The following is a 26,961-nucleotide window of genomic DNA, read 5'->3' as shown; positions in this document are numbered from 1 at the left end:
ATGAGTTTATATCTGCCGCCGGAGCTGCGCTGGCTGGGGTGGATCGCGGGTGGCACGTGGCCCGACGGTGACGAGGACAAGATGTGGGCGATTGCGGCCGCCTACAAGGACGCCGCCGCGGCGCTGCGGAATCAGATCGCGGATATCGAGGACGCCAAACGCATCGCGATGTCCGCCTATCCCGAGGGCACCGGCGGCGAGAAGATCGGCGAGATGTTCGATCAGCTGCTCAAGGGCGACCAGTCGATGGAGGCGCTGGCGAAGTCCATGGAGCAGGTGTCCGACGCCGCCTTCGATCTCGGCACGCAGCTCGAGGCCGCCAAGCTGATGACGATCGTCTCGCTGGTTGCGTTGGCCATCGAAATCGCCTGGGCTTGGGCCTTTCCGCCGACCGCGGCCGCCGTGCAGGCGGCCGAGGAGGTGGCCACCCAATCTGTGATGCGCGCCCTGATGAAGCAGATCCAGGAACGCATTCTGGCGAAGGTGCTTTCGGTATTCGGCAACAAGTTCGCCGGCTTGGCCAAGAATTGGATACTGAAGATCCTCGAGGCCGCGTTGATCTCCGGTACCTTGGACGCGGCCGTGCAGGTCGGGCAGATTGCCAAGGGGCATCGGAAGAACTTCGACTGGAAAGAGTTCGGGACCTCCGTGGCCTCCGGGGGCGCCGGTGCGCCGTTCGGCCGGATGGGGGCCAACGCCCTCAACAAATACACGACGAAGTTCTTGGGGAATAAGCTCGCGAACCCGTGGGTCCGGGCAGGTAACGGCGCGATCGTGGGAATCGGTTCCGGCACAATCGAGTTCGCCGCAGGCGGTGTCGCCGCCGCGATGATCACCGGTGATTGGCAAGGCACGTTCGGTAGCGGGGCAGGCTGGGTCGGCGGCGCGGCGCGCGGCGGGATCACCGGCGGCATCAAGGGATACCGCAGCATCAACCGGATCAACAACAAGAGCTTCGAGATCGACTTCAAGATGCCGAAGGACGGGTCGTCGGATATCCCGAAGCGGCCGGGGTTTTCCTTCGACCTGGGTGGGCTCGGATTCAACGGTTCCCGAAACGATGCGGGCGGCGAGCACGCCACGTCGAAGAACGTTCCGGTCGAATCGAACGGATCGCGGGGTGACAACCGCAGCACCCGCCCCGCCGGCTGGACCGAGGACCGCGGCTCGGCCGGGCAGAATCGGCCTGCCAATGGCGCGGTACGCGACGAACCGGGCGGCAACAACAACTCGAGCACGAACAACAACTCAGGCACGAACAACTCGAGCACGAACAAGCAATCGCCGCCGGTGACGCCGAGCAACTACCACGGTAGTCGGCCGGGAGGTTCGTCCGAGTCCGGCCGAGCCGGGACGGCCCAGCCCGACAACGGGTCGAAAGCCATTGGCTCGAACGGTAATTCGCGTACCTCAAGTCCCCCGCCGAGTCGCTCGGCGCCCGGCGACGGCATCCGGAGCGATCCTCCGGCCTCCGCGCATCGTTCGGAGAGCGGCGGCAGTTCGGGCAACTCGACCGGAGCGCCGCCCTCGCGAACGCCGTCATCGGCGAATCTGTCCGGCGACGGCCGCAATTCGGCGGTGCACAGTGGATCGAGCGACCGGCCGTCGAGCAGTCACAGCGACGCACCCAGCACGCGCCCGGCTCCCGGTCGCGATGGATCGGTGGAGTTCCAACGCCAGCCGGGGTCGCATGCGCCGGTCGACGGTGTCCAGACGCCGTCGCGCTCGACCACGCCTGACACGAATACCCCTGCGGGCCAGCCGCGTTCGTCCGCTGTGTCGGAGGCGGGTTCTGGTCAGTCGACGCGTCCGGGTGGCGTGTCGGAGGCGGGTCCGGTTGGTCAGTCGTCGCGTCCGGCGGGTTCGTCGGAGGCGGGCCCGGTTGGTGCCGGTCAGCAGCCGCGTTCGGCTGCGGAGCCGGGTTCTGGTCAGTCGTCGCGTTCGGCTGGTGTGCCGGAGGGTGGTCCGGTTGGTCAGTCGTCGCGTCCGGCGGGTTCGTCGGAGGCAGGTCCGGTTGGTGCTGGTCAGCAGCCGCGTTCGGCTGCGGAGGCGGGCTCGACCGGTGCCGACTTGTCGCGGCGTTCGTCCATCGTGTCGGATGTGAGTTCGACGGGTTCCGACTTGTCGCGGCGATCGTCCATTGTGTCGGACGCGAGTTCGACCGGTTCGGCTCCGCCGCCACGGCGACCCATCGGGTTGAATCCAGAAGGGCAGCAGCAGCATCCGCCCGTGTCGGAGCCGCCTTCGAACAAGCAGCTTCGGTCCTCGGTGCCGCATCCCGGCCCCGGTGTCGAGACGCCGCCGGTGCGCCGGGCACCGACGCCCGATTCGGATGCGGGCAGTACCGCGCCGCCGCGGCAGCGTCCGCCGGAGTCGAACGTCGGCGGGACCACGCCGCATCGCCCCGAGGGTGATCGGCCGTCGCCGCGGGGATCGGTTCCGCCGGACCAGCAGTCGGACCACGGCGGGCCGCGCGGGCGCGATGCCGAGTCGGATGGCCGCGTCGGCGGGAGCTTCGAGAGCGACCGGACCCATGTCGTGCCGAACGACAAGATGGGGTGGCAGAAGGATGGGGATGGCAACTTCGTCATCACCTCCCCGGACGGCACCAAGCATGAGATCGATGGCGACGGGAACATGACGGTGCGCCGCGACGGCGATCCGCAGGTCCTGAAGATCGGTGGCGATAACACGATCGTGTTCGTCGGCACGGACGGCGCCGGCCCGGCGGCTCGCCCCGGCGCAACCGCGGAAAAGGGCGCCGGTGTGCAGTCGCACACCCGGCCGGATCAGGTCTCGCACACGGTGCTGGACGGCGGCGCGGTGCAGACGAAGGGCCCGGACGGCTGGACCACGACCATAAAGCGCAACGGGGCAACGGAATTCGAATCGCCCACCGGCGACAAGACCGTGTTCAAGGTGGACGGCACCGTGATCGAATCCGGGCCGGGCAAGCCGACCGTAATCACCGGCCCCGGCGCGACCAAGCAGACCGTCGAGCACAACAACGTCGTCACCGTCGAGCTCCCGGACAACACCAGGCACTCGGTGTTCGACGCCACGGAAGTGCCGGGCAGCGGGCGGACCGAGCACCCCGACCACACGGTGATCCACTTCGACCTGAAGGGCACCTTGGACTTCGGGTGGCGGGATCGGCTCGGCGGCCTCGATCACGACGGCCCGCACAAGCCCGGCGTCCTGCACATGGATCGGCCCGACAGGATCACCCTGGAGTCGACGCCCAAGGGCATCAAGGTGTACGACAGCGACCAAACCACCTATGAGCGGGGTCCGAAGGGCTCCGTGCACATCACCAAGCCGAACGGGCACACCGAGACGCGGACGATGAACGAGCCGCTCGAGCTGGCCGACAGCTCGGAGTTGGAGCGAACGCCCAACGGCTTCCGGGTCAACCACAAGAGCGACGGCTCGGTCTCCGAGATCGGGCCGCACGGAGTCACCTTCACCGGCAAGGACGGTGTGGTCCGCGGGACACGCGGGGACGGAACGGCTTTCGTCAATGGCACGGATATGCACGAGATCCGGAGTGACGGCGCAGTTCGGGTCACCGCGGCGGACAAGACCGCGTGGGGCAGCAGGACGGACGGCACCAGCTGGCACGTCGACGACAAGAGCAAGGTGCACGTCTCCGATCCCGATGGGACCGTGGCGAAGCCGACCGACCCGAAGAGCGCGTATGTCGAGGGCGCCGATCTGACCGCCCACGGCCGGCCGCGTCAGCTGAGAGAGGACGACCCGCTGCCCGGTGGGTACAGCGCGCCGACCGCGCCGGGCACCGAGGATTGGATTCCGTCGACGTACGACGAGGAGAAGGATCCGCCGGACCTGGACGACCCGGATCCGGACGATGGGGATCCGCGGGATAAGTACCACCGGGGTCCGCCCGATCGGGATACGAACTACTGGGGTCCGCCGGATCCGGATACGGACTATTGGGGTCCGCCGTGGCAAGGTCCGGGCGGGAATGACTACTCGGGTGGTGGCGGCAACTCGGGTGGTGGCGATAACTCCGGTGGTGACGGCAACTCCGGTGGTAGCGGTGACTCTGGTGGTTCCGGCAACTCGGGTGGTGGCGATAACTCCAGTGGCGACGGCGACTCCGGGGGCCCCGGTAACTCTGGTGGTGGCGATAACTCCGGTGGTGACGGCAACTCCGGCGGAGGTCGAGGCGGTGGCGGCCGCGATTCGGGCGGGGGCCGCGATCCCGGTGGCGACCGCGACCCGTCCGGCAATGACCGGACGCCGCCGCCCGAGGACCGACGGCCACCGCCACCGCAACCGCCGCAACTGGATCCGGCGATGCTGTCGAAGATGCTCCAGAACCTGCACGGCGCGGACGAGATGCTGCCGACGCCGGATGGGGAGGGCACGAACGGGGACGGCACGGGCCAGGGAACGAGCGGCCAAGACGAGCCGTCGCCGGACTTCCTGCGCCTCGGTCCGGATAGCGGCCTCCAGTCGTCCGCGCAGGATTCGCGGAGCGGCTCGGGATCGCAGGGGCCGGAAAGACTTTCGAACAAGCCCGACATGGACGCGCTGCGCTCGTTGCTCAACCGTGCCCCCGGACTCGCGTCTGGCGCGGGCCAGCAGGGCGGCGCGGATCAGCGGGGTGGCGCGGATCAGCGGAGTGCCACAGATCAGTCCGGCTCGCCGAATCGGCCCGGCACCGGGGCCGGCCAGGACCCATTGCGGGATTCGACCGCGCCGAACAGGCCGGGTACGCCCGGCCAAACGGGAACATCCGGCCACGACACCGAATCGGATCGCTCCGGCTCGCCGCGTGACGCGGCTGGGCAACAGCCACGCGACTCGAAAAACCTTGACGGCCAGACCAATCCGGACGCGCCAGGGCAGGGAAAACAACCCGGCGCAGACTCGGGTGCCCAGGGCTCCGAGAATCAGTCGGGTGCGCCGGGCTCTGGCGATCGTCCGGGAGCGCACGGGCCGGGCGAACAGCCCGGCGTCGGCGACAACGCGGATGCCCCTGGCGCCGAGAAGAACTCGGATGGCACGGACCCGTCAGGTCGCACCGATACCGGCGACCGCTCGGGAACACCCGGTTCTGGCGATCATTCGGGAACGCAAGGCCCCGATGGGCATTCAGGCACACCGGGTTCCGATGGGAAGTCGGGAACGCCGGGTACTGGCGATCATTCAGGAACGCGTGGGCCCGATGGGCAGACGAGAATCCCAGAACAACACGGGAACTCGGCGTCAGGTCAGGACGGAACGCAATCGTCCATGCCGGGGCGGCCGCCCACTGCTCCGATGCAAGACGGGCACTCATCGTCCGGGGCGCCGTCGCCTGCCGGGGCGCCGTCGGCACCCGGGTCTGCGGCGTCGGCCGCCCCGCCGCCCGGCGGTGTCCCCGGCGCGCAGAAGAACAAACAGCCGCGGCGGCCGCGCAAGAAATCCGACAAGCCGCGAAAGCCGCCGAAGTCGTTTCTGCTGCCCTCGCCGTTCGATGAGCCCGAGCAGCGGGCCGGCCCCGACAACTCCACCGATGATGTGCCGTTCACGCTCGAAGCTTCGAGCTCCGTAACCGAACCGGTCATCGACAGGCGAACTAACACGCAGACCTCGAGGAGTACCACAGATGGCTGACACCATTCGTAACGACTGGCATGACCTCCGCGGCGCCGCGGATAACCATACGTTGAAGTTTTTGAAGTTCGATCCGGCCGTAATCGTCCCGTGTGTGCAGCAGTGTCACGACATGATCGCCAAACTGCAGGGATACCAGACCTTCATCAAAGAAAACAAGATGAACGATTTGCAGATGTGGTCGACGATTGAAAGCGGCGGGAACAATCTTACGAAACTATTCAACAGTAAGGGCAATGAAGTCATCGATGCCCTCGACCGCCTGAGATGGACCATGGAGGATATGGGGGACACCTTCGGGAGTGCGGGTGGAAATTATCGGCGAGCCGAACAGCAGAACGCCACTGACTTCGATAATATCGGTGACCTGCAGACAGTAAAAGAAAAAAAGTTCACCGTGCCGCCGGCGACCGATTTCTACCCTGCCAACAATATTCCGGAAGTGCCGAAGCCGAAAATTGCCAGTGGTAAGGTAGATATCCAGCCTGAGTCCGCCGACGGGTGGGTCTACGATAAATTCAAGCAGTTCAACGATGAACTGTTAGGTCGTGACAAGGCTGCATACGACACGGGTGCTCTGTATACCGCGTTGGCCAAGAGTCTCTCTGATGATTTCACAGGCCTGAACAGTGCGCTGAAGCGTATCACCTCTGAAATGTGGGAAGGCAACGGTGCGACCGGGGCCATGAACGCCATTCAGCGCTTCACCGACAATACGCTACCTTTTACGAATAGTTTGATCGATCTCGCCAACAATCTGACATATTGCGCACAGTGGCTGAATTACACGTGGCGCCATATGCCGCTCATGTATTGGAATAATGGCGGGACCGTAGACTGGCGCGCGTTGGGTTATTCCTACGAGAATGAGCTGAATAAAGTTCGCGAAGTATATAACAAATACTATAAGCCAGGAATCATCGGCGCCGCGTCCGCGATGCCTGCAATACCTATCGACGGCAAGTCGAATACGCCGCCGAACAATAACAACAATAATAATAATAATAATAATCAAAACAACAATAACAACAATCAAAACAACAACGGCGGAGGGGGCAACAACGGAGGAGGCGGCAACAACGATGGGGGCGGCAACAATGGAGGCAACAACAACATCGATAAGAACAGCCCCAATTACAAGGCTGGTTTCGAAGACGGCCACAAACAAGGCCTGATCGACGGTAAGAACGGTAACGGCGGCGGTGGTAACCAAGGTGGTGACGGTAACCAAGGCGGCGGCAATCAAGGTAGCGGTGGTCCCGGTCCCCAAGGCAGCGGTGGCGGCAAAGGCAGTGGTCCCGGTCCTCAAGGCGGCGGCAGCGGACCAGGTGGTCAAGGCAGCGGTCCCGGCGGATCGGGCAGTGGCATCGACAAGAACAGCCCCGAGTACAAGGGCGGTTTCCAGGACGGCCACGACAAGGGCGTCACCGAGGCCAAAGGCGACGCAGGCAAAAGCGGTGGCGGCAGCAGCGGCGGTAGCGGCAACGGCAGCCCTGGCAGTGGCAGCAGTGGCAGCACCGGAGGTCCGGGCGGCACCGGCACAGACTCGAATCCGTACGGCAACAACAAGTCGCAAATACCCGACCGGCCGATCAAATCGCTGCCGATCCCGCCCGGCAAGCAGCCCCCGAAATCCCCTGACGAGCTGCTGAAACAACTGCAGGACGGCAAGAATCCGTTCAAGGATCTGAGCCCGGAGACGCTGCAGAAGATCGGGAAGGATCTGCTCGGTGGTTTGAGTCCGGAGTTGTTGAAGCAGATGACGCCGGAGGGCTTGCAGAAGCTGAGTTCGGATCTGCTGCAGAATCTGACTCCCGAACAGCTGAAGAAGTTCGGGTCGGACATTCTCGGCGGCCTCACCCCGGAGGGGTTGAAGACGTTGAGCCCGGACACGCTGAAGAACCTGGATGCGGAAACGGTGCGGAACTTGAGTCCGGACACGCTGCGCGATATCGCGAAGGTATTGCCGCAGGTTCCGGGCGGTACGGATCTGCTCAAGACGCTGACCGACGGTTTGAACGGCGTCACGAAGACGATCGGCGATGTCATCAAGACCGGCACCGACATGCTCGCCGGTCTGGCGACCAACGGCATGCTCGGCATCCCCGGCATCGGCGAGCTGCATCCCATGAACGTGGACGCTCCGCTGGCGAACGATATGGTGACGGCGCTGCAGAATGGTGCGGGACTGCCGGGCCACGGTGGCGGTCCTGGCCCGGGGCCTGGCCCCGGTGGCAACCTGCATCCGCCGCTGACAACGCACAACGCCCCGTTGGAACCGTCGAAGTTGTTCCCCCGGGCGGCGATAACGCCCGCCATCGAGGGGCAGCAGGTGCATTCCGCAGCCTCGAATGCCGGGTCTTCCGGAATGCCGTTGGGTCCTGGCCCCGGCCCCGGCGGGCACAGCGCGGGGACCGAGTACAAGCGGGGCAAATTGCTCGACACGGTGGAAAACATGGATGAGGTGCTCGGGCCCGACATCGTGCGGTCGAAGCCGGTGGTCGAGCCGTGACCCAGCGATGGGAATTCACCGCGCTCGAATTCATCGTGCTGTGCGAGCGTCATCTCGACGGCCCGCCACCGTTGCCGTTCCTCTTCGTCACCGACGAGATTGTCATGACCGACGAGCTCGAACGTCGCAAGCGCGCGGCGTGGGAAGATCTGCGGCGCAGGCTGGACGGCTCGTTCGACGGCGTGATCGAGGTGCTGCGCACGCCCGAACTGTATGTACTGGCAAGCACCTGGGGCGAGAAGGACGGTAGGAACACCGAAAAGCACCTTCGGCTGCACGCCGCGCGGTCGGGTGCGCTGGGGTACCTCTTCGAGCAGCCACCGGGAAAACTCACCTATGACTCGCCGATGGTCACGGTGACCGAATGCCATCCGCACGAACTGGTCGTCGCGGTGGTGCGGGCGCTGCCGAAGGTGGAAGCCGGTCGGCTGCCGGACATTCCGATCGTGACCGACTCGCCCGATCAGGACGAGTCGAGCCAGGGTTTCGACTTCGTCCGGGACGACATCGAGGATCGGCCGGCCTACCGCACCGAGCAGTTCTTCAAGCGCCCCGCCGATTGTGCCGGCATGATCGCCGTGGTGCAGGGCCGATCGAGGTTCGGCCCGCGGGGGATCCACGAGACGACATTGATCTGGCGCGATGTGGCCGGCGACGGGCGATATGTGTGGGCGCGAGAGGAGGCGCCGGTGGCCGTCGGCACCAGTCGTAAACAGCTGGCCGCCCGGCTCCAGCGCGAGACCGACCATTTGATGGAACGCCTCGAAACACACTGGGAATGGGGACGTCCCGACGACCGGTACTGAATGCTGATCAGCAAGACAGGAGAGTGACATGTCCGAAGGCAGGATCCGCGTGGACACCACGCGATTACGGCAGGCCGCGACCAAGATGGATGCCATCGGCCGCCGGACCGGCGACATCATCAGCACGTTGAAGAACAACCTGAACGTGCAGGGCGAGGCGTGGGGTAACGACGACTACGGCGACAAGTTCGCCAAGGGCGACAGCGGCTACACGAAGTCCTCGAAAAACCTGCTGACCGGCGGCGACAACATGGTCGAGTCGGCAGGCAAGTTCAACAAGGGCATGAACGATGCCGCGAACAAGATGGACAAGATGGACGGTGTCTCCTGAGCGCGAACAATTCGCACGAATCCTGCTAGCTCCTTGACGTAGGACGCTGTCCCGATACGTAATACCTATCGTGACAGCATCCAGTCGCGGTGGGTCCACGACCGGGAGCGCAGCGGAGTTCGCCATGGATTCCACGCTCCCGGGTGCCGGAGCACGGGGATTCGACGCGCATCGGCGTGGCTGGGAGGCGGAGTTCGGCCCAGCGCTGCCCACCTTCGACGCGGACACGACCGAAGACTTCCGGGTCAAGGTGCATGCGGTCCTGATGGACAACGTGTTCATGGTCGACATCCATGGCGCGTCGGGCATCTCGACCTCGCACCCGCTGGATGAGACGGACAAGGAGATCCAGCTGTACGTGGTGTCGCGCGGCGCCTACACGCTGCCCGATTCGTCCGGTCGCAGTGCGCACACCGTGTCGGCTGGGCAGTTCCTGCTCCAGCATTTCCCGCGACCGCCGCAGTTGGACATGGCACCCGGCACCGCGGCGAAGGTCGTCGTCACCACGCCATCGCCCGCCCTCGAACCGCTACTGCGGAACCGGATGATCGCCGGACCCGCGGACTCGGCCGAGCTTCGGCTGCTGCTGGCCCACGCGGAGATGGTCCGCGCGACGATAGCCGACCTCAGCCCGGCCGGTGTGGAGGCCGCAGGCAAAGCCCTGCTCGAACTGCTCAAGGCGGTGGTACTGGGCTGCTTCGACGACGTGGAACCCCGACTCACTCCCGCCCTCGCCCAGGCGGCAAAGAACCTCGCGGACCGCAGACTCGCCGATCCCGAACTCTCCCCGACGGTGCTGGCCCGCGAACTCAACGTCTCCGTCCGCACCCTGCAACGAGCGTTCGCCGCGGAAGGCGAATCGGTGGCCGCCTACATCCAGCACCGCCGCCTGCAGGAGGCCCGACTCGCCCTCACCTCCCGCACCCGCCTGAGCGTCTCCGAACTGGCCGCCTACTGGCAATTCTCGGACCGAAGCCATTTCATCCGAGCCTTCAAGAAGGCCTACGGCCTGACGCCGGCCGAATACGCCCGCGCCGCATCCTGACGTGGGTCAGTTGAGGGACTTCAGTACGCCGCGGTCGAAGGCGATCGTCTCGTCGAGGCGGCCCTGTAGTGCCTTGTTGGCCCAGTCCGGGTTGGCCAGCAGCGCGCGGCCGACGGCGACGAGGTCGAATTCGTCGCGTTCGAGGCGATCGAGCAGCTGGTCGATGCCCGCCACGTCGGCCTGCTTCTGCCAGCCCGCGGCGCCGACGAATTCCTGGTCGAGCCCGACCGAGCCGACCGTCACTGTCGCTTTGCCGGTGAGCTTCTTGACCCAACCGGCGAGATTGAGGTCGCTGCCGTCGAATTCGGGCAGCCAGTAGCGGCGGGTGGAGGCGTGGAAGGCGTCGACGCCCGCGTCGACCAGCGGTGCCAGGATCTGCTCCAGCTCGCCTGCGCTGTCCGCGATCTTGGCCTCGTAGTTCCCGGACTTCCACTGGGAGAGCCGGAAGAACAGCGGGAAACCGGGGGAGACCGCGGCGCGCACGGCCTCGACGATCTCCACCGCGAACCGGGCCCGGGACGCATGATCGCCGCCGTAGCCGTCGGTGCGCTGGTTGGTGCCGCTCCACAGGAAGCTGTCGATCAGATAGCCGTGTGCGCCATGCAGTTCGGCGCCGTCGAAGCCGAGGCGCTCCGCTGTCGCGGCGGCTTCCGCGAACGCGGCGACCGTATCGTCGATGTCGCGCTGCGTCATGGCTTTTCCGGTCGGGTCTCCGGAAAGGCCTACGCCGGAAGGGCTTTCGGCGGGCGGTTCGGTCGCGGTGCGCGCGACGCCCGTGTGCCACAGCTGCGGAATGATCCGGCCGCCTGCGACGTGCACCTGCTCGGCCACCCGCGCCCAACCGGCGAGCGACTCCTCGCCGTAGAAGTGCGGCACGTTGTCGTAAGCGCCGGCTGCGGCCCGGTTGATGTAGGTGCCCTCGGTGATGATGAGACCCACGTTGTTGGCGGCCCGGCGGGCGTAGTACTCGGCGACGTCGGGTCCGGGAACGCCATTCGGCGACATGTTCCGAGTCATCGGCGCCATCGCGATCCGGTTCGAAACGGTCAGATCGCCAACGGTGAACGGCCGATCCAGCAACCGCCGGATCCGAGTGGTGTCTACTGCCGAGGTCATATCGTCTCCAGAGTCGGCGCCGAGCGGATGGACAGCATCGTGATCGGCTGCGGTAGGGAAGAGCGGGCGTACTCGAGCCGTCAAATAGTTGAGCAACTCAAGCGACTCATCGACAGTACAGCCGCAAGTGCTTGATTCTGTCAAGCATTCCGCCGTGTGATCCTGGCCTGAGAAGCTTGAGTTCATCAAGTATTCGACATACCTTTGTAGTGTGCCGCACACTTCATCGCCGGTCTCGCCGACCGCAGTCGACGTCATGGCGACCCTCACTGACTTCTGTCGCGTCTACCAGCAGGACTTTCTCACCGCGGCGCAGCGCTTGGATCTGACCTACAGCCAAGCCAAGCTCGTCTGCCTGCTCGCCGAACCGCGCGCGATGCGCGAACTGGCCGAAGCCCTGTCCTGTGACGCATCGAACATCACCCTGCTCATCGATCGACTGGAGCAACGCGGACTGGTCGAGCGGCACACCGACCAGGCTGATCGCCGAGTGAAGAAAGTCGTCGCCACCGCCGAAGGCACCGCGCTCGCCCAGCAGGTGCGCGACGAGATGCACGGCGTTCGCGCCGCCCTGGAAACCTTGAGTCCGTCCCGCCGCCGCAGCCTGCAGAGCATCCTCGAACAACTACACGGTCATATGACAACCAGCCTGGACTGACCCCATGCGTTAGACGAGTTGGTCGAGGGCGATCTCAAAGGCTGTGCTCGCCACATTCGTGGTCAGGTTCGAGCGGGCGTGACAACGGTCGAGGGCGGTCGCGATGGTGGCCGAGATATCGCCGAAGATGGCCTCGTCCGACACCTCGACATCGCCTTGCATCAGCAGCGCGAAAGCACGTGCCATACCGCAGTTGGCGATGAAGTCCGGCACCACCGCGACGCTCTTGTCGGCGTGTTCGTAGATCGGCCCGTAGAAGATCTCGGAGTCGGCGAAGGGCACGTTGGCGCCACTGGCGATCACCTGCAAACCGTTCGAGGTCATCCGATCGATCTGGTCGTGGGTGACCAGACGCGACGCCGCACACGGCAGGAACACCTCGGCGCCGAGGTTCCAGATGCGGTCGTTGATCTCGTCGAACGGCAGCGCGTCGTCGGCGTGCAGCGCGTTACCTTGCTTGGCGGAGAACAACTCTCGGGTTTCCTCGAGGGTGTACCCGGCCGGGTTGAGCACGCCGCTGTCGCGGTCGATGATGCCGACGATCCGGGCGCCCGCCTGCGCCGCGTAGTAGGCCGCGGCCGCGCCGACATTGCCCCACCCCTGGACGATCACCCGTTTCCCGGCGAGTTCACCACCGTAGATCCGGTAGAAATGGCGAACCGATTCGGCGACGCCCCAGCCGGTAATCAAGTCCGCGACAGTGTATTTGCCATTCGGATTCGGGGTGAACCGCTGATCCTCGACCACCTTCGCCACGCCGAGCCGAAGCTGACCGACCCGCTGGACGAGTTCGCGGTCATCGGTGCCGTAGTGCCCGTTGACCACGCCTTGCTGCGGATGCCACAGCCCATAACTCTCGGTGATCGGCACCACCTCGGCCATCTCGTCGACATTGAGATCGCCGCCGGTGCCGTAATAGGCCTTCAGCAGCGGTGCGACCGCCCGATACCACCGGCTGAGCACCTCGCGTTTGCGCGGATCGCGCGGGTCGAAATCGATCCCCGATTTCGCGCCGCCGATCGCGGGCCCGGACACGGTGAACTTGATTTCCATGGTCTTGGCCAACGATTCGACCTCGTTGCGGTCGAGTCCGCGGCGCATCCGAGTCCCGCCGCCCGCCGCGCCGCCGCGCAACGAGTTGATCACCACCCAGCCCTTCGCGGTGGTCTCGGAGTCCTGCCACTCGAACACGATCTCGGGGGCCTTCTCCTCGAACTGAGCAAGCAGGTTCTTCATGTGCGTATTCCTCACCGTTCGGACCATGGCGTCGAGCAAAGGGGCAGGGCGGCAAGCCAACTCGACAGCGTGCCGAGCTGAACGGCACCCGTTCTGTCAGCAACTGTGAATTCCCGACGATTTCCGCGCAACCTGCCTAGTGCCTCCCGCGCAACCTGCGCAGAATGCCTGCCGCAACCGCGATGTGGTTGGGCAAGATGCCTAGCTTTCCGGAAGAACATTCGACCGGGCGCCCGCGACGGGCCCAGCAACTTCACGGAGAGCTCCCAGGGCGTTCGCCGTCGCGGTTGCGCCAATGGTGAAGTGACTACAACCATCGGGGCGACGCCCGAGCTCAGTGCGACACCGGTCAGCCACGCCGCATCGCCTGCGGCGATCAGGCCGAACACCTGGGCGTTGGAGGTCGCGACGGCCTCGGGAACGCCCGCCCGGATCATCGCCTCGCGGTGCTCGCTGGGGGAGCGATCGCCGACTGGTCCCTGACCAACGCGACCCGCGTCCTGAAATCACGCGCGGCCTAACGACGACCGACGCACCGGCCAGTCGTGCCGTACCGCAGGACGCAGCGGCACAGAAACCGTTGTGGCCCTGACGTTCTCGTTCTGCCACCGGGCCACCGGCGGCCGATTTGGCGATCAGGCAATACCGTTACCGGGGGACCGTTGCCGGGTGACTTCGGCGACGCTCGCCCAGTCGAGATCCGCGCCGATCCGCTCGACCGCGGTGGCGAACACGTCATGCAGGATCGGTCCGGTCGGTAGTGCGACGCCGAGTTCATCGGCGGCGCCCAGTGCGAGGTTCAGGTCTTTCAATCCCAGCGTGGTGGTGAACCCTGGCGGCGTGTAGGTGCTCGTCGCGATGGCGGCGCCGTAGCCGCTGTACACCGGGCCTGGAAAGGCCGAATCGTTGATCATTTCGACGAACCGCCCCGCGTTCAGGTCGGCGTGCTGCAGCAGGGTGATCGATTCGGATAGTGCCTGCAACGCGTGCAGGATCAGGTAGTTGACCGCGATCTTCACCGTCGGTGCGGCGTCCACAGCGGCGCCGAAGTCCCACACCCGTCGGCCGAGCGTGGCGAGCATCGGGGCTGCCGCGGCTCGGACTGCTGCGTCGCCCGAGATCAGCACGGCGAGCTTCCCGGCCACCACCGCCTCGGGTCGGCCGATGACCGGGGCGCTGAGGTAGCCCCCGCCGTGCGCGGCGAACTCGCGTGCCGCGGCCGGACTGATGGTCGCGTGGTTGACGTGCACGAAATCCTCTGGCGCGGAACGTATCCGGTCCGCGGTGAAGACCTGCCGCACCGCCTCTTCGTTGCTCAGCATCGAGAAGACCGTCCCGGTGGCGATCGCGTCCTCGGGGTGGTCGGCGCGCGTCGCGCCGCGCGCCAGCAGGTCGTCCGCCTTGGCGGCAGTCCGGCTCCACACGGTGACGTCGTAACCGGCGTCGAGCAGTCGGCCTGCGAGGGCAGCACCCATCTTCCCGAGCCCGATGAAGCCCACCTGGCGAGTTGTCATGATTGTTTCTCCGTTCTCCGCAGGGACTGCGGTCATGAGTTGCCGTCGAGTGCGCGGGCCATTTCGGCCCCGATCTTGCGCAGCAGTTCCCGGTTCGGGTGGAGCGTGGCGTCGAGGTCGCGCAGCTGCCAGTTTTCGTCCACGTCCTGCTCGGTGATGACGGCTTCGACGTGTGTATCGAGCAGTCGCATGTGCAGTCCGTGCAGGACACCGATGAGCTGTTCGGCGCCCCTGTTGCCGCCGTGGGTGCCGTAGGTCAGCAGGCTCGCGGGCCGGTCGCGCCATTCCCAGTAGAGGTAGTCCAGCGCGTTCTTCAGCACCCCCGGGTAGCCCCAGTTGTATTGCGGGAAGACGAAAAAGAAGCCGTGGTAGCTCTGCACGAGTCGGCTCCAGGCCCGGGTGTGTTCGTGCTCGTACTGCTGTAGCGCGGCCTGGCGGGGTTCGTCCAGGAACGGCAGCCCGACCTCGGCGAGATCGAGCAGGTCATAGGGGAGATCGCTCTCCTCCTGAAGGGCGTCGCGTGCCCAGGCGGCTATGCCTGCGCAGATACGGGCGGGGCGGGTGCTGCCGATGACGACGGCGATGCGTTTCTGATCCGTCATAGGACTGCTTCTTTCCCTATTTCAGTCGGGTCGAGCCCGGCGGCGCCGTGTGCGGCCGGCCCCGCTCGCGCCTGCTTCATTGTTCGTCCCAAATACTGTTCGTGTCACGAACCAAAATAGTTGGTATCGCGAACCGAATCAAGCTAACCTGACCTACTGTGACCACTGACGCACCCGATCCAGCGCCGGACCTGGTCGACGGGCTGATCCAGCTGTCGTTCATCCTGCAGGCGGTCCTGGGCCGCCTCGCCGGACAGCAAGGGTTATCGGTCACCCAGTTGCGAATGCTCGCAGTACTCGACGATCGCGAGATCGGCATGCAGCAGCTGGCCGGCATCCTGGAACTGGAGAAATCCAGCGTCAGCGGCTTGGTCGATCGAGCCGAGCGGCGCGGCCTGGTGCGACGGATCGCCGTCCCCGGAAACCGGCGCGCCGTCCATGTCACCGTCACCGCCGCCGGCCGAGCCGTCGTGCATCTGGTGCGCGACGCGGTCCGAGCCGAGATCGGGGATCTGGCAAGCACTTTGAGCGAGCGGCAGCAGGGCTCGTTCCGCCGATCGATCGAAACACTGATCCAGCATTACGTCACCCAGCACGCTATCCCGGTGTGAACGTCCTCGATGCCTAGCGGCGCAGCCGCACCACGATCGTCACCGGCGCCAGCTCCGGCATCGGTGTGCACGGGATGCGTGCGATCGCATATACACACCCGCTTCGGCGCCGTCGGATGTTCTGTGCAGCAGTCGATCTCGCCGCGCAGAACGCGCGCCACGCGGCATAGCGGACATTGCTTGGTTTGGTGCATTCGAGGGGGTTACTGACCTGGAGAAGGGGTTATGGCGGCCTTGCGGGGATAGGCCGCGCGATGCCGAATACGCCACCCGGGGGCGGTGCGTTCGAATCGATCATGGAAGGTGAGCGCTTCTCCGCCCTGGCCTGGACCCTGGCGGGATTGCTGGCCGCCGCCCTTGCCATGACCATCATCGACCTCACCCCTGCAACGCAAGGCCGGCTGGCTGGCTGGTTAAACGCCCACGAGCCAACGCCATCGCGGGATCTCCGCGATGGCGGCCGTGGCGGCGAGGACAGTAACAAGCACGGCGGACCAAACAGGCCAAACCTGCCAGGCGCCCCACACCGCGGCAACGAATTGCAGGACAACGAGAGCGATGGTGACCCAGCCAGGCGCGGCCACCATCACCTGCTTCTTGTCACCGACAGTGCTGAACACGGTCGGTAGTCCGATGAGCAATATCAGCGCAATAACCGCCAGGACAATGGAATCCCCGGCCAGGGCCCAGGGCACGGTGATCCAGGCAATCAACTCGGTGGCGAAGCGCAGGATCGACGGTATCCGACCCCGGTCGGTGAGGTTGGGTGAAGTGGCGGCGCGCTCAGACATGGTGCGAGCTTGGCACAGCATTCAGCGAACTGCGCTGGCAGTATCGTGCGATGACAGCCGCCAGGAACGACCGACACCGAGGATTTGCCGTCAGAGAGAGGTTCGGCCATGGCGCCCGCGGCCTCTGGTAAGGACTCGAGGTCCATGGGGAGCCACGTGTCAAGAAGCTCCACCGGTTCGAACCAACGTGCGCCACGACCGGGCCGAGCGATAGCTGGTCGCAGATGCGGCCCACACGGCCAGTCCGAGTCCTGTGGGAAAGTCAGTTCCCGCAGCTTCGGGCCACCGCCTGATGAATGCTCGCGACCGGCGAAACGACTGGTGGGTCTTGCGACTCGTGGCGCTGTCATGCCCGCCGTCAGTGACCGGTGGCGGGGCAGGTATCTGGCAGGTGCGCCGGATCAATTGGCAACGGACAGTTCAGCAATGGTGGTCGGTTCCGTCGATTCCGAAGAACTGCGCGATCACCTCGGCGGCGACCAGTCCGCCGCCTACTGTCGTATCGGGTAGCAGACGCCGGCTGATGGGTCCGGGGATCTCGTGCTTTCCGCCAACGACGGTGTAGCCGGTCACGGGCTTGCATCCGGTTTGGCGGTATTCGGTGCGGCCGGCCCATCCGCTACCGGTGGGGATCCACTGGAAAGTCGGTGGTGTTGTGATGCCGTTGCGGGCGGCGAACCACCGGAGCGTATCGGGGTATGACAGATGTGGCCCTTTCCCGAAGAGGGCGCGCTGCCGCATCGGGGAGGTCCTGAATCCGACTGTGCCGCCACGCCATAGGGCGAGGGGATCGGCGGTGCCGTGGAAGGTGAGTACCGGCACTGGCACCGGTGGTCGCTCGCTGCAGACCCGGTTACTCGTCGCAGGGAGGGTGCTGGAAATCAGGGCGGCACCCGCGAGCAGGTCAGGTGCGTCGCACAGCAACCGGATCGCCATCTGCCCGCCGAGGGAGAATCCGATGACGAAGACGCGACGCGGATCCAGTGACCAGGTGGTGACGAGGTGTTCGGCCAACTTTCGGAGGTATCCGACGTCATCGACGCGCTTGATGCGCCGCGACAGCATCACCGCCTTGCGTGCCGAATTCCACTCGTGCGCAATGCCGTCGGGATAAGCGACGACGGCGCCGCCGTCGTGGGCGAAATTATCGAACGATCTCCCGGCGTATCGGCTGCGCACTGATTCCCCGGTGTCGCGGAATCCGTGCAGCACGAGCACTAATGGGGCACCGGGGGAGACGGTGCCAGGGCGCACCAGAGTGTGGGTGCGGTGTTGTTGATGGTCAAGGGATTCGCGGGTGACAACGACGTTTGCCTGGCGCGGGCGTATCCACACAACCGTCGAGTCTGACTACACCCGCACGGATATGCCAGTGGCCGATGAACGAGGCGGGCAGCCCGGCTTCATGGCTCGCCGCCGCCTCGATCGCGGTCGGCCACGCGGCTGGCGAGAAATCTCCGGCGGTGCGAGGCGAATTATCCTGCGGGGCGGTGGTTTTCGTCGGATGATCAGCTGGTGAAAACGGATGGGGAGGCCACCGGGTCGGTGGACCTGTCGTGGCTGCGGCGACCGCGCAGCGTGATCGTCGTGGCGCAACTGCTGGTCAGCTTGCCGCTGGTAGTGATAACGGCACTGCTGCTGGCGTGGCTCGACCGAGTGTGGGGGTGGCCGCAGTGGATCCTGCCGGTGGCCTGGCTGATCTGGTGCGTCATCGCCCGCTACCGGCCGGTCCGGTTCCGGTTCGTCACGCGGATGCGCGCACCGACCGCCGACGAAGCCGCGCTGCTGACTCCGGCGTGGGAGTCGGTCGCCCGCGCGGCCGGGGTGCCCAGCGCGAAGTATCCGTTGATGGTGCAGGACAAGCCATTGCAAACGGGCCTGACTGTCCGCCCGCGGGCGATGCTGGTTGTGAATGTGGCGGCGCTGACCGAACCGGCACCGCGCACCCTGTCCGCCCTTAACGCACATGGACTGGGCTTGCAGCTGATCGGCCCGTCGTACGCCCAGCGGCTTACGTCCCTGTATCGCAGGCCCGCCATCTTCGTGCTGGGGATCGCCGGGGCGGCGGTCTCGTTGGTGGTGATCGCGACTTTGGCCGCCTACGGGGCGGCTCGGGGTTTGACCGATTCCAAGGGCAGCATGTCCGGGCCGGTCCGTACCGGCGTAGAGCTCCTCGGGTACCTGGCCATCGCCGGGATGGTGCTACCGGTATTCGGCGTGCCGGGTGCCGTGACGGCGGCGCTGGTGTGTGTTCTGGATTCCTACGGGAAGGAGTTCCTCGGTCTATACCGTGCGGTCGTCGCCGATCGCGTCGCGCTATGCCTCGGCTACGGATGGGAACTGTACGACTACCTGGCAGCCCATCCTGACCAGGATCGTTTCCGGCGTTCCTTGCCGTGGACCCGCGGCCGCCTCTGGTATCTGGAGCGGCGAATGTCCGCCGACCGAACCGAAGAGACATAAGTCAGGTCGTCGCGACCGCAACCGCCCCGGATCAGGTCGATTGATCGTTGCGCCGAATCTTGCTGTCCACGTTGCCGCGAGCAACTCCTTCGACCGCCACACAGAGTCCGAAGACGCGATCGTGGCTCGTCCACCCGTTGACCCGCCCACGGTTGTTCCCGATCTGCACCCGCTTCCCCGCGATAGCCGTCACCAGGTGCAGATAGACGGATCCGGCAACCCTGGCCAGCACGATATCGCCGACTTCGACACGTGCCGGATGAACGGGAGCCACGGTCACCAACTGCCGACTGCGAATCAGCGGAACCATCGAGGAACCGGTCGGCCGAAACCGCACTGTCTCTCCCCGAGCGACCCGAGTCGCGATCCCGTCCAATGCGCCCACCAACCCAGTGTCGCGATCGGTTCTCGGGCAACGCAACTCATTATCGGCCGCACCCCGACAAGGCTCAGTGCGTCGATGCGTCATCGTGAATCAGCCTGTGCCGCAACCGCGGCGGCAACGGCGTACGCCTAACCCGTCCGAAAACGCCAGCGACCCAACGGCACCCTCTACAACCTCTCGACCTACCAAGGTCGACTCACCCAGACCTTCAACCAAGCAGGATGAATTGCATCAGCAACGCTGACCGGAATGCGCGGTATCGGCACCAATTGAGGATGTCTGTCCGACGGCTAGCGGCCGTCTCCGATCGTCGTCTCAGTCGAGGGTCCTACGGCGACGCCATCGGTTGTCAGTGGTTTATCGATCCTGCATCCTGACTGAGGTGTAGCTGGCCGACGTCCTGCAATGCCGCCTGGCGCCTGTTGGTCGGCCGTCCAAACTGGTTGGTTGACAACACTTCTCGACCCGCACTCGTGCCGGGTTCCGCGCATCGAATAGCGCGGTGACCGAACACGCTGTAGGGATCTACGGCCCCGGTAGGTCTGAGCGTGGCGTCGGTTCTCTCTTCATTACTTTCTTTCCATCCGCGCCGCCTCCGGTAACGAACATCAATCGGGAGCCCATTGGCTGTCCGGCCGAACGCTGAGTGCCGGGTGGCGTCCGGGCTGTCTGATTGGCTGGACACGACATGGGCCTGGATGCTGACATAGACAAGGAGAAGCCGAACGTGCTCGCGATAAGAGGTGGCCTGCTTGCCGCACTCACCCTGACCGCCACAGTATTTCTTGGCGCCCCAGCAGCTCACGCCGACGTAGACTATGACGACGCTTCGGAAGAACAAATCGCGGCAGGGGTAATAAATTTTCGCTGCAAGGACAAGGGTGACCTCGACGTCATCGTCGTCCCTCTCGAAAATAACCCCAAAAACACCGAACCCGTCGTCGTCGATGATAACGGTAAGCCCTTCAAAGACGAAAAAGGCAACGTCATCGAGGTCGACCTCGTCGGTGCCAACCAGGCCGACCTGAAACCCTACGAGCGTGACGGTCTCGGCTCGAAGGAGCGCACGCAGGCGTGGTACACCCGGCAGGTCGATATCGAACGCTCGATGAGCCCGTATGTTCTAAAAGGCGGCGGAAGCGCGGAAGACATCGCACGGCAGAAACTTTATACGGACAACAAGTACAACCCGACAACGCGACGAAAAATGTGTGGAGGCCTGGCGAAGTACGCGGAGACGGTCGCCGATGTCATCCTCTCGAAAAAGGGAGACATAAAGGACTGTTGTGCGACCGAGCAGGGCTTGGCGAATTTCTTGAAGAACAAGATGAGGGCATTCAGTGAGAATGACAAGAAGGAAGCGCTGGGTGTCTACAGAAGGGAAGGCAGTCCACTTGTGAAGGCGTCGGAATGACCCTTGTCCACTCGTTGATCTGATCGGAGGGGCGCACATGCCGCACGGCGCGCGTTGGTCATTCGTCCAAATTGGTTGTCTGACAGCGCCTATCAACGCGCGCTCGTGCCGATCTCCGGATGTTCAGGGCCGTGGGACGGTGAACGCGCGCGGGTTGACGGGCGTGGCCGGAGCGATACCGAATACGCGCTCGGCGGTGCGGTGACCGATCGCAGCGCGGTGCGCGCTGCTCAGCGGTGCATCTCGCAGGAAGGCCAGGGCCGTGGCCGAGTCTTCGTAGGGTGTGTCGATCGCGAACATGATGTTGTCCGCGCCGACTGCGCGCACGGCCAGCTCGAGTACGTCCGGATCGTCGATGCCGCTGGTGGTGATCACGAAGTTGCGGCGGAAGTACTCGCTCGGTGTGAGCGACAGGGGCGGTATCGGTGTGGCCGCTCCGGCGGTCGATGTGGCGAAAGCGTGCCGGTTGTCGATCCGGTGCAGCCAGTACGGGATGCCTTCACCGAGGTGGCCGAGCACCACGGTCAACCCAGGGTAGCGATCCAGGGTGCCGCTGAGGATGAGCCGCATGGCGTGCAGGCCCGCCTCGGCCTGGTAACCCCAGATCGCGCCGGGCAGACCGTAATCGCGGTACGCGGCCAGCATGCTCGGCGCCCGGGGATGCAGGTAGATCGGCGCCCGGTTCGCTTGTGCCGCTTCCAGTAACGGCGCGAACCGCGGCTCGTCCAGATACTGCCCACCGGTGTGTGAGTTGATCATGATGCCGTGCAACGCGAGCGGTCCCATGGCTCGCTCGACCTCGTCGGCGGCGGCGACCGGGTCCTGCGGCGCCACCGTGGCCAGCCCGCCGAAGCGATCCGGGCGCCGTCGCACGATCGCGGCCAGCGCGTCGTTGAACTCTCTGGCCAGCGGCACCGCATCGGCCGCCGGATAAGGTTGGACCCCAGGCGGATTCAGACTCAGCACCGCCATGTTCGGACCGAGAGTATCCATCTCCCGCAGCCGCGTGTCGAGATCAACGAGCCGAGCGCGGATTTCGGGTGAGCGCTCTATCGTGCGCATCAGACCCATCTCCGTCGTGTCGCCGGGTACGACTGCCAGGCCGTGCGCGACAGTAAGGAATGCCTCGGTGGCGATATGCTCCTCGACCGCTATGACACGCCCTCGGGCCGCGCCGCTCATGCCCGCCGCCCACCATCGACCGACAATGCGATCCCGGTGATGTAGGACGCGGCATCGGAGCAGAGCCAAACCGCTGCTGCCGCAGCCTCATCCGGCGTCGCCAACCGGCCGAGCGGCGTAATCGCGGCCTGTCGCTCGAGCATGTCGGTGCCCGCCGCGACCGCCTCGAAGCCGGGCGTACGGGTCGGGCCGGGACATACCGCGTTGACGCGAATGTTGTTGCGCGCATAGTCGACTGCGGCGGCCTTGGTGAGCCCGACGATGCCATGCTTGGCGGCCACGTACGCCGGGGCATTCGGGATCGAGTACAGGCCGCCGTTGGAAGCGATGTTGACGATCGCGCCCCCGCTTCTCAATTGCGGCAGTTCGTATTTCATACATAGGAACGTTCCGGCCAGATTGACGTGGACCACGCGCTCGAACTCGTCAAGGGCCATCCGATCGAGCTGCCGGTGGTGCGAGGCCATCCCGGCGTTGTTCACGGCGAAATCGAGGCCGCCGTATGCCGCGACCGTGTGCTCGACCGCCGCCTGCACCGAATCCTCGTCGGCGATGTCGACGACACCGGTCAGCGCTTCCCCGCCGTTCCGCACGATCAGCTCGGTGGTCTCGGCTGCCGCGCGCTCGTCGATATCGAGCACGGCGACCGCGGCGCCGCTGTCCGCGAACGCCAACGCCGCTGCGCGGCCGATCCCGCTGCCTGCTCCGGTAACCAGTCCCACTGTGCGCGAAACGCTGCTCATGCCAGCACCTGGTGGTTCGCCCAGGCGACCTTGTATGGGTGCCGTGACTGCCAGCGATCGATAACCTCGTGCAGGCCGGGCAGGGTGAAGGCCTTCGCGAGTGTGTCGATGTCGGCGACCCCGATCTGCACGATCGCGGTCGCGATCAGCGCCGGAATCGCGGCTTCGCCGGGCACGGCGAGGTGGCGACGACTCACGAACGACTGCACCAAACCGGTGCCCAGCATGACTTGTTCGATATCCGTGAGGTACTGATCGAGAGTGCTGTCGGGTAGTGGGTGATCGAAGGAAACGATCATCGTGTGGTTGATCATGCTGCAATTGTTGTTGTCATCGACCGTCGGTGTCCAAGACCTGTTCGATCTTCAGCGATAACCTGTAGGCATGGTTGAACTGGAGACTCGCGAGCTGGAGTACTTCCTCACCGTTGCCAACGAACTGCACTTCGGTCGGGCAGCCGTCCGGCTCTCGATCGCCCAGCCCGCACTGTCGAAAGCGATCCGGCGAATCGAGACTCGGCTCGGCATAACGCTTTTCGTTCGCTCCAGCCGACACGTCGAGCTCACTGCGGCAGGGCAGGCGTTGCAAGAGCATGGACGGCACGCGCTCAACGCTGTCAGCGCCGCAGTACGGAACGCCCAGCGTGCCGGCGATATGCAGGCACACCTGCGACTTGTGCTCAAGCCCGGCGGCGACGCCGGACTGCTCTCGCCGATCCTGGCCGAATACTCCCACCAACCCGACGCCCGTCGGGTGGACGTCATGTTCAGCGGCCCCGCCGATCGCACCGACTTCCTGCACGACGGCCGAGCCGACGTCGGCCTGCTCTACGCGCCGTTCGACGACCTCGCCGGCTTGACACACGAGACGCTGCACACCGAGGATCGTGTGGTCATCGTTCCGGCAGGGCATCGGCTGGCCGGATACACCTCCGTGCGAATGTCCGATCTGGCGGACGAAACCCTGCCGCGTTGGAAAGGCGTCCCCGGAGGCGACGGCACCGGCCCCGAGGTCGCCGACGTGGTTCAGCTACTCCACATGATCGCGGTGAGCCGGATGATCGGGGTTCTGCCCCGCTCATTGGTCGATCCGGTCCCATCCGGCCTGGTCTGTATCCCGGTCACCGACGCCCCACCCAGCCGTCTGGTCCTGGCCTGGAATGCGCACGACAGTCGACCACTGATCGCAGCATTCGTTACCGCCGCACTCAGGACACGCCGGGCCCACCACCCGCCCAACCCTTGACCGAACCGGAAAGACCCACACCGCAATTCCATACCCGCGCACTTCTGCGCCGCCAGCGGCGACAGCAGAAGAACAAGTGGCCGGGATCATCTCGTGCAGTGGCCCAACCGTTCGGTGACGCAGTGCGCCGAGATGCCCTGTCATGGCGCTGATCGCGCTGACCGAGCCGGGTCGAACGCACTGATCTGCCGATGTGCGAGCGTCGGCCGACCCTGAAGCAAGCGGTCGGCCGGCCCTCGGGGAACGTCCGGATCTACCGATGAGCGTGTGTCTGCTCCGGAAGCAGAACGGCGGGCCTGCTCGTGTGCAACGGATTTCTCTGAACTAACTGGCCAGACCCATACCGGCGCCGTCCGAACGCACTCTACTGCCGATGAGCATACGTTCGGAGATCGTGCGGATCTAGCCGATGCACGGGCAGTCGGCTCGCCGGGCCGCGGTATCGCTGTTGGTCTGATGATCAAGAGGAACTGGTGCTGGCATCGCCCGAGAGGCCAGTTGCATAAGTTCCCCCTGATCGATTGTCCAGCAACGGATCTCGGTAAGTAGCCAGCCAAACGCGCAGCTCAGCGTAGGACGTGCCGCATCGCAGCTGCCCGTACTGACTTCGGTTAGGTCGAGTGAGCGGAATTGCCGCTGCGAGGGCGTTCCGGCGACGAGATCAACTGCGACACAGACCATCCGATATTGCCGATGTGCGAGTGGTCGACCGACCGCGATCAAGCCGTCGGCCGACCACTCGGATCCGCCGATGAGCGCGCTCCCGTGGACGAGTCCGGCCCGTGGTCGTATCGGGGATCGGCAACATCTACGCGGAAACTTCACCTGCCAGGAGGGACGTTTCCTGCGCCAGGCCCGCACGGGTGTCAAGGGTGGCTTGGTTCAGGCGAATGCGGTCGCGGTCATGGTGATCAGTACAACCGTCAAGAAAACTGGGTAGGCGATCGCGTGGAGCCGATCGGGTACTTTGACGAGCGCTCTCTTGATCACGGCGATAGTCGGTAGAGCGCCACACAGTAGCGCTGCGGCGGCGTTCAGGTTGACGTGGCCCAGCATGCCGGGGCCTGAATCAGCCGGAGCGGCAAGGGAGTACACGAGCGTCGCGACGACCGCCACCGGGAGGGCGAGTGGGTTCGCCGTTGCGGCGGCCTCGCTCATCGGCAGGCCTTTGCGTCGCAGCAACGGCACCGTGAGGACGCTGCCGCCGACGCCGAGAAACGCGGCGATCGTGCCGATTCCGATTCCGCCGAACATCGAGGTGATCCTGCCTGGCGACTCGGTTCGGTCCTCGCGGCGGCCGGTGTTGGTGATGAACCCGCGGCGCAGGACGATATCGGCGATCGCGACAACCAGGTAGGCGCCGAATAGTAGGTGCAGAGTCCGATCGGACACCGCATTGGCCGCAGCTGCGCCGACGACGGCCCCGGCCGCGATGAATGCCGCCAAGGGGTGCAGATATTCCTTGCGCAGCCCGCCGGTGCGGACCTGTGCGATGGTCGCGATGGATGAGTTGACGACCATGACCGCCGCAGAGGTTGCGACCGCCACGTGCATGGCCTCGGTTCCCGCCGTGGCGACCGATACGGCGTAGACGACGGGCACGGTCACGAACCCGCCGCCGAAACCGAACACGACCGTAGTCACGCCCGTCAGGCCACCGAGAACCACGAGAACCAGCAAAGATATCGACACATGTGAACCGTATTGACCCTACCCGGTGGCGCACATTCGATGAGAAGCCACCTTCTTTCGATAATAGGACACGGGCTGATACGGTGCCCTTCGTGCGCAATGTCCCGGTGGATGAGCTCGATTCGACCGACCGAGCCGTCCTGGCGATCGGCACCGACTACCCGGTCGGGCACCTGCTGGCCCAGCATCGTCACCGCCGCGCGCAGGTTCTGTACGCCGCCAGCGGCATCATGCAGGTCGATACGGAGCACGGGACATGGACGGTGCCGACGCGACGGGCGGTGTTGATTCCGCCCGACGTCGATCACGAGGTACTGATGGAGGGCGTAAGTACCCGAAGCCTGTACCTGGAATCCGCTGCTGTGCCGTGGTTTCCGACGCGCTGCCAGGTAGTGCAGGTGTCGCCGCTGCTACGCGAACTGATTTTCGCTGCGGTGGATTTACCGTTGGAGTACAACAAGCACGGCCGCGACGGCACGCTGATCGACCTCATGCTCTACGAGCTTCGAACGTTGACTGCCTTGCCGTTCGAACTGCCCTTGCCGACCCGAGCGGACCTTCGCCAGCTGTGCGAGGCGTTCCAGCCGGCCCCGACCATTCGATCGACTCCCGATGACTGGGCCGAGCAAATGCGAGTCAGCACACGCACATTCAGCCGGATCTTCCGAGCCGAGACAGGACTCACCTTCCAGCAGTGGCGCCAACGAGCGTGCGTCGCGCACGCCATGCGCGCACTGGCCTCGGGTCGCCCGGTCACCGCGGTCGCGACAGAGCTGGGGTATGCCACTCCCGCCGCATTCTCGGTCATGTTCCACGCGGAGACGAGCGCACCGCCAAGCGCATTCCACCCTGCCTGAACCGCCCTATCCTGGAGGATCGTTCGATGTCCAGCGGAACCTTTAGTCCGTGACCACGAACTCGGCGCCTGGCGAGTTTCCCGAAGCTGAACAATCTCTAACGGTCGTTGTCATGTCTCGCTGCCAGCATAGG

General features: G+C 65.1%; 22 protein-coding genes. 11 read left to right on the top strand and 11 right to left on the bottom strand.

Annotation, left to right across the window (positions count from 1 at the left end; translation table 11 throughout):
* The 5 genes from ABZ942_RS15915 (at position 1) to ABZ942_RS15895 (ending at position 10,319) form a co-directional block, all read left to right on the top strand.
* Positions 1–5,625 (top strand): hypothetical protein, encoded by a 5,625-nt coding sequence (locus ABZ942_RS15915; protein WP_357382448.1) that lies wholly within the window; start codon positions 1–3, stop codon positions 5,623–5,625.
* Complete coding sequence (locus tag ABZ942_RS15910) at positions 5,618–8,137, top strand: hypothetical protein (protein WP_357382446.1); 2,520 nt, start codon at positions 5,618–5,620, stop codon at positions 8,135–8,137. Before ABZ942_RS15915 ends, ABZ942_RS15910 begins: the two co-directional genes overlap by 8 nt.
* Positions 8,134–8,943: an ESX secretion-associated protein EspG gene (locus ABZ942_RS15905; protein ID WP_357382444.1), complete on the top strand. Its 810-nt coding sequence runs from the start codon at positions 8,134–8,136 to the stop codon at positions 8,941–8,943. Before ABZ942_RS15910 ends, ABZ942_RS15905 begins: the two co-directional genes overlap by 4 nt.
* Positions 8,944–8,971: 28 nt before the next feature.
* Positions 8,972–9,274, top strand: coding sequence for a hypothetical protein (locus ABZ942_RS15900; RefSeq protein ID WP_357382442.1), 303 nt, complete (start codon positions 8,972–8,974; stop codon positions 9,272–9,274).
* A gap of 124 nt (positions 9,275–9,398) precedes the next feature.
* Positions 9,399–10,319, top strand: a complete 921-nt coding sequence (locus tag ABZ942_RS15895) for a helix-turn-helix domain-containing protein (protein ID WP_357382440.1) — start codon at positions 9,399–9,401, stop codon at positions 10,317–10,319.
* A 6-nt stretch (positions 10,320–10,325) separates the two neighbouring features.
* Here the strand turns inward: ABZ942_RS15895 and ABZ942_RS15890 are convergent, their stop codons facing one another.
* Positions 10,326–11,435 carry an NADH:flavin oxidoreductase gene (locus ABZ942_RS15890; protein ID WP_357382438.1) on the bottom strand — a complete coding sequence of 370 codons (1,110 nt, stop codon included), beginning with the start codon at positions 11,433–11,435 and terminating at the stop codon, positions 10,326–10,328.
* 211 nt (positions 11,436–11,646) lie between these two features.
* Between ABZ942_RS15890 and ABZ942_RS15885 the strand changes: the two genes are divergently transcribed.
* Positions 11,647–12,093, top strand: coding sequence for a MarR family transcriptional regulator (locus ABZ942_RS15885; protein ID WP_357382436.1), 447 nt, complete (start codon positions 11,647–11,649; stop codon positions 12,091–12,093).
* 9 nt (positions 12,094–12,102) lie between these two features.
* Here ABZ942_RS15885 and ABZ942_RS15880 read toward each other — a convergent pair whose 3' ends face one another.
* From ABZ942_RS15880 to ABZ942_RS15870, 3 genes are all read right to left on the bottom strand, one after another.
* Positions 12,103–13,329: a Glu/Leu/Phe/Val dehydrogenase dimerization domain-containing protein gene (locus tag ABZ942_RS15880; RefSeq protein ID WP_357382434.1), complete on the bottom strand. Its 1,227-nt coding sequence runs from the start codon at positions 13,327–13,329 to the stop codon at positions 12,103–12,105.
* 635 nt (positions 13,330–13,964) lie between these two features.
* Positions 13,965–14,843, bottom strand: coding sequence for an NAD(P)-dependent oxidoreductase (locus ABZ942_RS15875; protein ID WP_357382432.1), 879 nt, complete (start codon positions 14,841–14,843; stop codon positions 13,965–13,967).
* A gap of 32 nt (positions 14,844–14,875) precedes the next feature.
* Positions 14,876–15,445: an NADPH-dependent FMN reductase gene (locus ABZ942_RS15870; protein WP_357382430.1), complete on the bottom strand. Its 570-nt coding sequence runs from the start codon at positions 15,443–15,445 to the stop codon at positions 14,876–14,878.
* A 158-nt stretch (positions 15,446–15,603) separates the two neighbouring features.
* On the opposite strand from ABZ942_RS15870, the gene ABZ942_RS15865 reads away from it, so the two are divergent.
* On the top strand, positions 15,604–16,056 hold the full coding sequence (locus tag ABZ942_RS15865; RefSeq protein WP_357382428.1) for a MarR family transcriptional regulator: 453 nt from the start codon (positions 15,604–15,606) through the stop codon (positions 16,054–16,056).
* A 413-nt stretch (positions 16,057–16,469) separates the two neighbouring features.
* Here the strand turns inward: ABZ942_RS15865 and ABZ942_RS15860 are convergent, their stop codons facing one another.
* Positions 16,470–16,847 (bottom strand): hypothetical protein, encoded by a 378-nt coding sequence (locus tag ABZ942_RS15860; protein WP_357382426.1) that lies wholly within the window; start codon positions 16,845–16,847, stop codon positions 16,470–16,472.
* 420 nt (positions 16,848–17,267) lie between these two features.
* Entirely contained in the window at positions 17,268–18,101 is an 834-nt protein-coding gene (locus ABZ942_RS15855; RefSeq protein ID WP_357382424.1) for an alpha/beta fold hydrolase, read from the bottom strand.
* A 261-nt stretch (positions 18,102–18,362) separates the two neighbouring features.
* On the opposite strand from ABZ942_RS15855, the gene ABZ942_RS15850 reads away from it, so the two are divergent.
* The gene (locus ABZ942_RS15850; RefSeq protein WP_357382422.1) at positions 18,363–19,310 is read left to right on the top strand and encodes a hypothetical protein; all 948 of its coding nucleotides are present in this window, start codon (positions 18,363–18,365) and stop codon (positions 19,308–19,310) included.
* 31 nt (positions 19,311–19,341) lie between these two features.
* On the opposite strand, the gene ABZ942_RS15845 is transcribed toward ABZ942_RS15850, so the two are convergent.
* The gene (locus ABZ942_RS15845) at positions 19,342–19,647 is read right to left on the bottom strand and encodes a S26 family signal peptidase (protein WP_357382420.1); all 306 of its coding nucleotides are present in this window, start codon (positions 19,645–19,647) and stop codon (positions 19,342–19,344) included.
* A gap of 736 nt (positions 19,648–20,383) precedes the next feature.
* Here ABZ942_RS15845 and ABZ942_RS15840 point away from each other — a divergent pair.
* Positions 20,384–21,109: a hypothetical protein gene (locus ABZ942_RS15840; RefSeq protein WP_357382418.1), complete on the top strand. Its 726-nt coding sequence runs from the start codon at positions 20,384–20,386 to the stop codon at positions 21,107–21,109.
* 123 nt (positions 21,110–21,232) lie between these two features.
* Here ABZ942_RS15840 and ABZ942_RS15835 read toward each other — a convergent pair whose 3' ends face one another.
* The 3 genes from ABZ942_RS15835 to ABZ942_RS15825 all read right to left on the bottom strand — a co-directional run bounded on the left by ABZ942_RS15835 (position 21,233) and on the right by ABZ942_RS15825 (position 23,348).
* Complete coding sequence (locus ABZ942_RS15835) at positions 21,233–22,171, bottom strand: amidohydrolase family protein (protein WP_357382417.1); 939 nt, start codon at positions 22,169–22,171, stop codon at positions 21,233–21,235.
* Positions 22,172–22,287: 116 nt separating this feature from the next.
* A complete protein-coding gene (locus tag ABZ942_RS15830) occupies positions 22,288–23,034 on the bottom strand; it encodes an SDR family oxidoreductase (protein WP_357382415.1) in 747 nt (248 codons plus the stop codon).
* Positions 23,031–23,348: a hypothetical protein gene (locus ABZ942_RS15825; protein WP_357382413.1), complete on the bottom strand. Its 318-nt coding sequence runs from the start codon at positions 23,346–23,348 to the stop codon at positions 23,031–23,033. The genes ABZ942_RS15830 and ABZ942_RS15825 overlap by 4 nt, the downstream gene beginning before the upstream one ends.
* A gap of 70 nt (positions 23,349–23,418) precedes the next feature.
* Here ABZ942_RS15825 and ABZ942_RS15820 point away from each other — a divergent pair, with 70 nt between their 5' ends.
* Entirely contained in the window at positions 23,419–24,279 is an 861-nt protein-coding gene (locus tag ABZ942_RS15820; protein WP_357382411.1) for a LysR family transcriptional regulator, read from the top strand.
* Between the two features lie 882 nt (positions 24,280–25,161).
* Here ABZ942_RS15820 and ABZ942_RS15815 read toward each other — a convergent pair.
* Positions 25,162–25,971, bottom strand: a complete 810-nt coding sequence (locus ABZ942_RS15815) for a sulfite exporter TauE/SafE family protein (RefSeq protein ID WP_357382409.1) — start codon at positions 25,969–25,971, stop codon at positions 25,162–25,164.
* A 92-nt stretch (positions 25,972–26,063) separates the two neighbouring features.
* On the opposite strand from ABZ942_RS15815, the gene ABZ942_RS15810 reads away from it, so the two are divergent.
* Positions 26,064–26,828: a helix-turn-helix transcriptional regulator gene (locus tag ABZ942_RS15810; RefSeq protein WP_357382408.1), complete on the top strand. Its 765-nt coding sequence runs from the start codon at positions 26,064–26,066 to the stop codon at positions 26,826–26,828.
* The last annotated feature ends 133 nt before the right edge of the window (positions 26,829–26,961 follow it).

The organism is Nocardia sp. NPDC046473 (assembly GCF_040645995.1).
Lineage (GTDB): Bacteria > Actinomycetota > Actinomycetes > Mycobacteriales > Mycobacteriaceae > Nocardia.
This window is presented reverse-complemented; position numbering and strand designations above follow the sequence as displayed.

Excerpts from the sequence above, each read along its gene's own strand:
- ABZ942_RS15840 (WP_357382418.1), top strand. The coding sequence starts at position 20,384 with ATGGGCCTGGATGCTGACATAGACAAGGAGAAGCCGAACGTGCTCGCG.
- ABZ942_RS15890 (WP_357382438.1), bottom strand. The coding sequence starts at position 11,435 with ATGACCTCGGCAGTAGACACCACTCGGATCCGGCGGTTGCTGGATCGG.
- ABZ942_RS15825 (WP_357382413.1), bottom strand. The coding sequence starts at position 23,348 with ATGATCAACCACACGATGATCGTTTCCTTCGATCACCCACTACCCGAC.
- ABZ942_RS15875 (WP_357382432.1), bottom strand. The coding sequence starts at position 14,843 with ATGACAACTCGCCAGGTGGGCTTCATCGGGCTCGGGAAGATGGGTGCT.
- ABZ942_RS15900 (WP_357382442.1), top strand. The coding sequence starts at position 8,972 with ATGTCCGAAGGCAGGATCCGCGTGGACACCACGCGATTACGGCAGGCC.
- ABZ942_RS15895 (WP_357382440.1), top strand. The coding sequence starts at position 9,399 with ATGGATTCCACGCTCCCGGGTGCCGGAGCACGGGGATTCGACGCGCAT.
- ABZ942_RS15860 (WP_357382426.1), bottom strand. The coding sequence starts at position 16,847 with ATGTCTGAGCGCGCCGCCACTTCACCCAACCTCACCGACCGGGGTCGG.
- ABZ942_RS15880 (WP_357382434.1), bottom strand. The coding sequence starts at position 13,329 with ATGAAGAACCTGCTTGCTCAGTTCGAGGAGAAGGCCCCCGAGATCGTG.
- ABZ942_RS15915 (WP_357382448.1), top strand. The coding sequence starts at position 1 with ATGAGTTTATATCTGCCGCCGGAGCTGCGCTGGCTGGGGTGGATCGCG.
- ABZ942_RS15910 (WP_357382446.1), top strand. The coding sequence starts at position 5,618 with ATGGCTGACACCATTCGTAACGACTGGCATGACCTCCGCGGCGCCGCG.
- ABZ942_RS15835 (WP_357382417.1), bottom strand. The coding sequence starts at position 22,171 with ATGCGCACGATAGAGCGCTCACCCGAAATCCGCGCTCGGCTCGTTGAT.
- ABZ942_RS15820 (WP_357382411.1), top strand. The coding sequence starts at position 23,419 with ATGGTTGAACTGGAGACTCGCGAGCTGGAGTACTTCCTCACCGTTGCC.
- ABZ942_RS15870 (WP_357382430.1), bottom strand. The coding sequence starts at position 15,445 with ATGACGGATCAGAAACGCATCGCCGTCGTCATCGGCAGCACCCGCCCC.
- ABZ942_RS15830 (WP_357382415.1), bottom strand. The coding sequence starts at position 23,034 with ATGAGCAGCGTTTCGCGCACAGTGGGACTGGTTACCGGAGCAGGCAGC.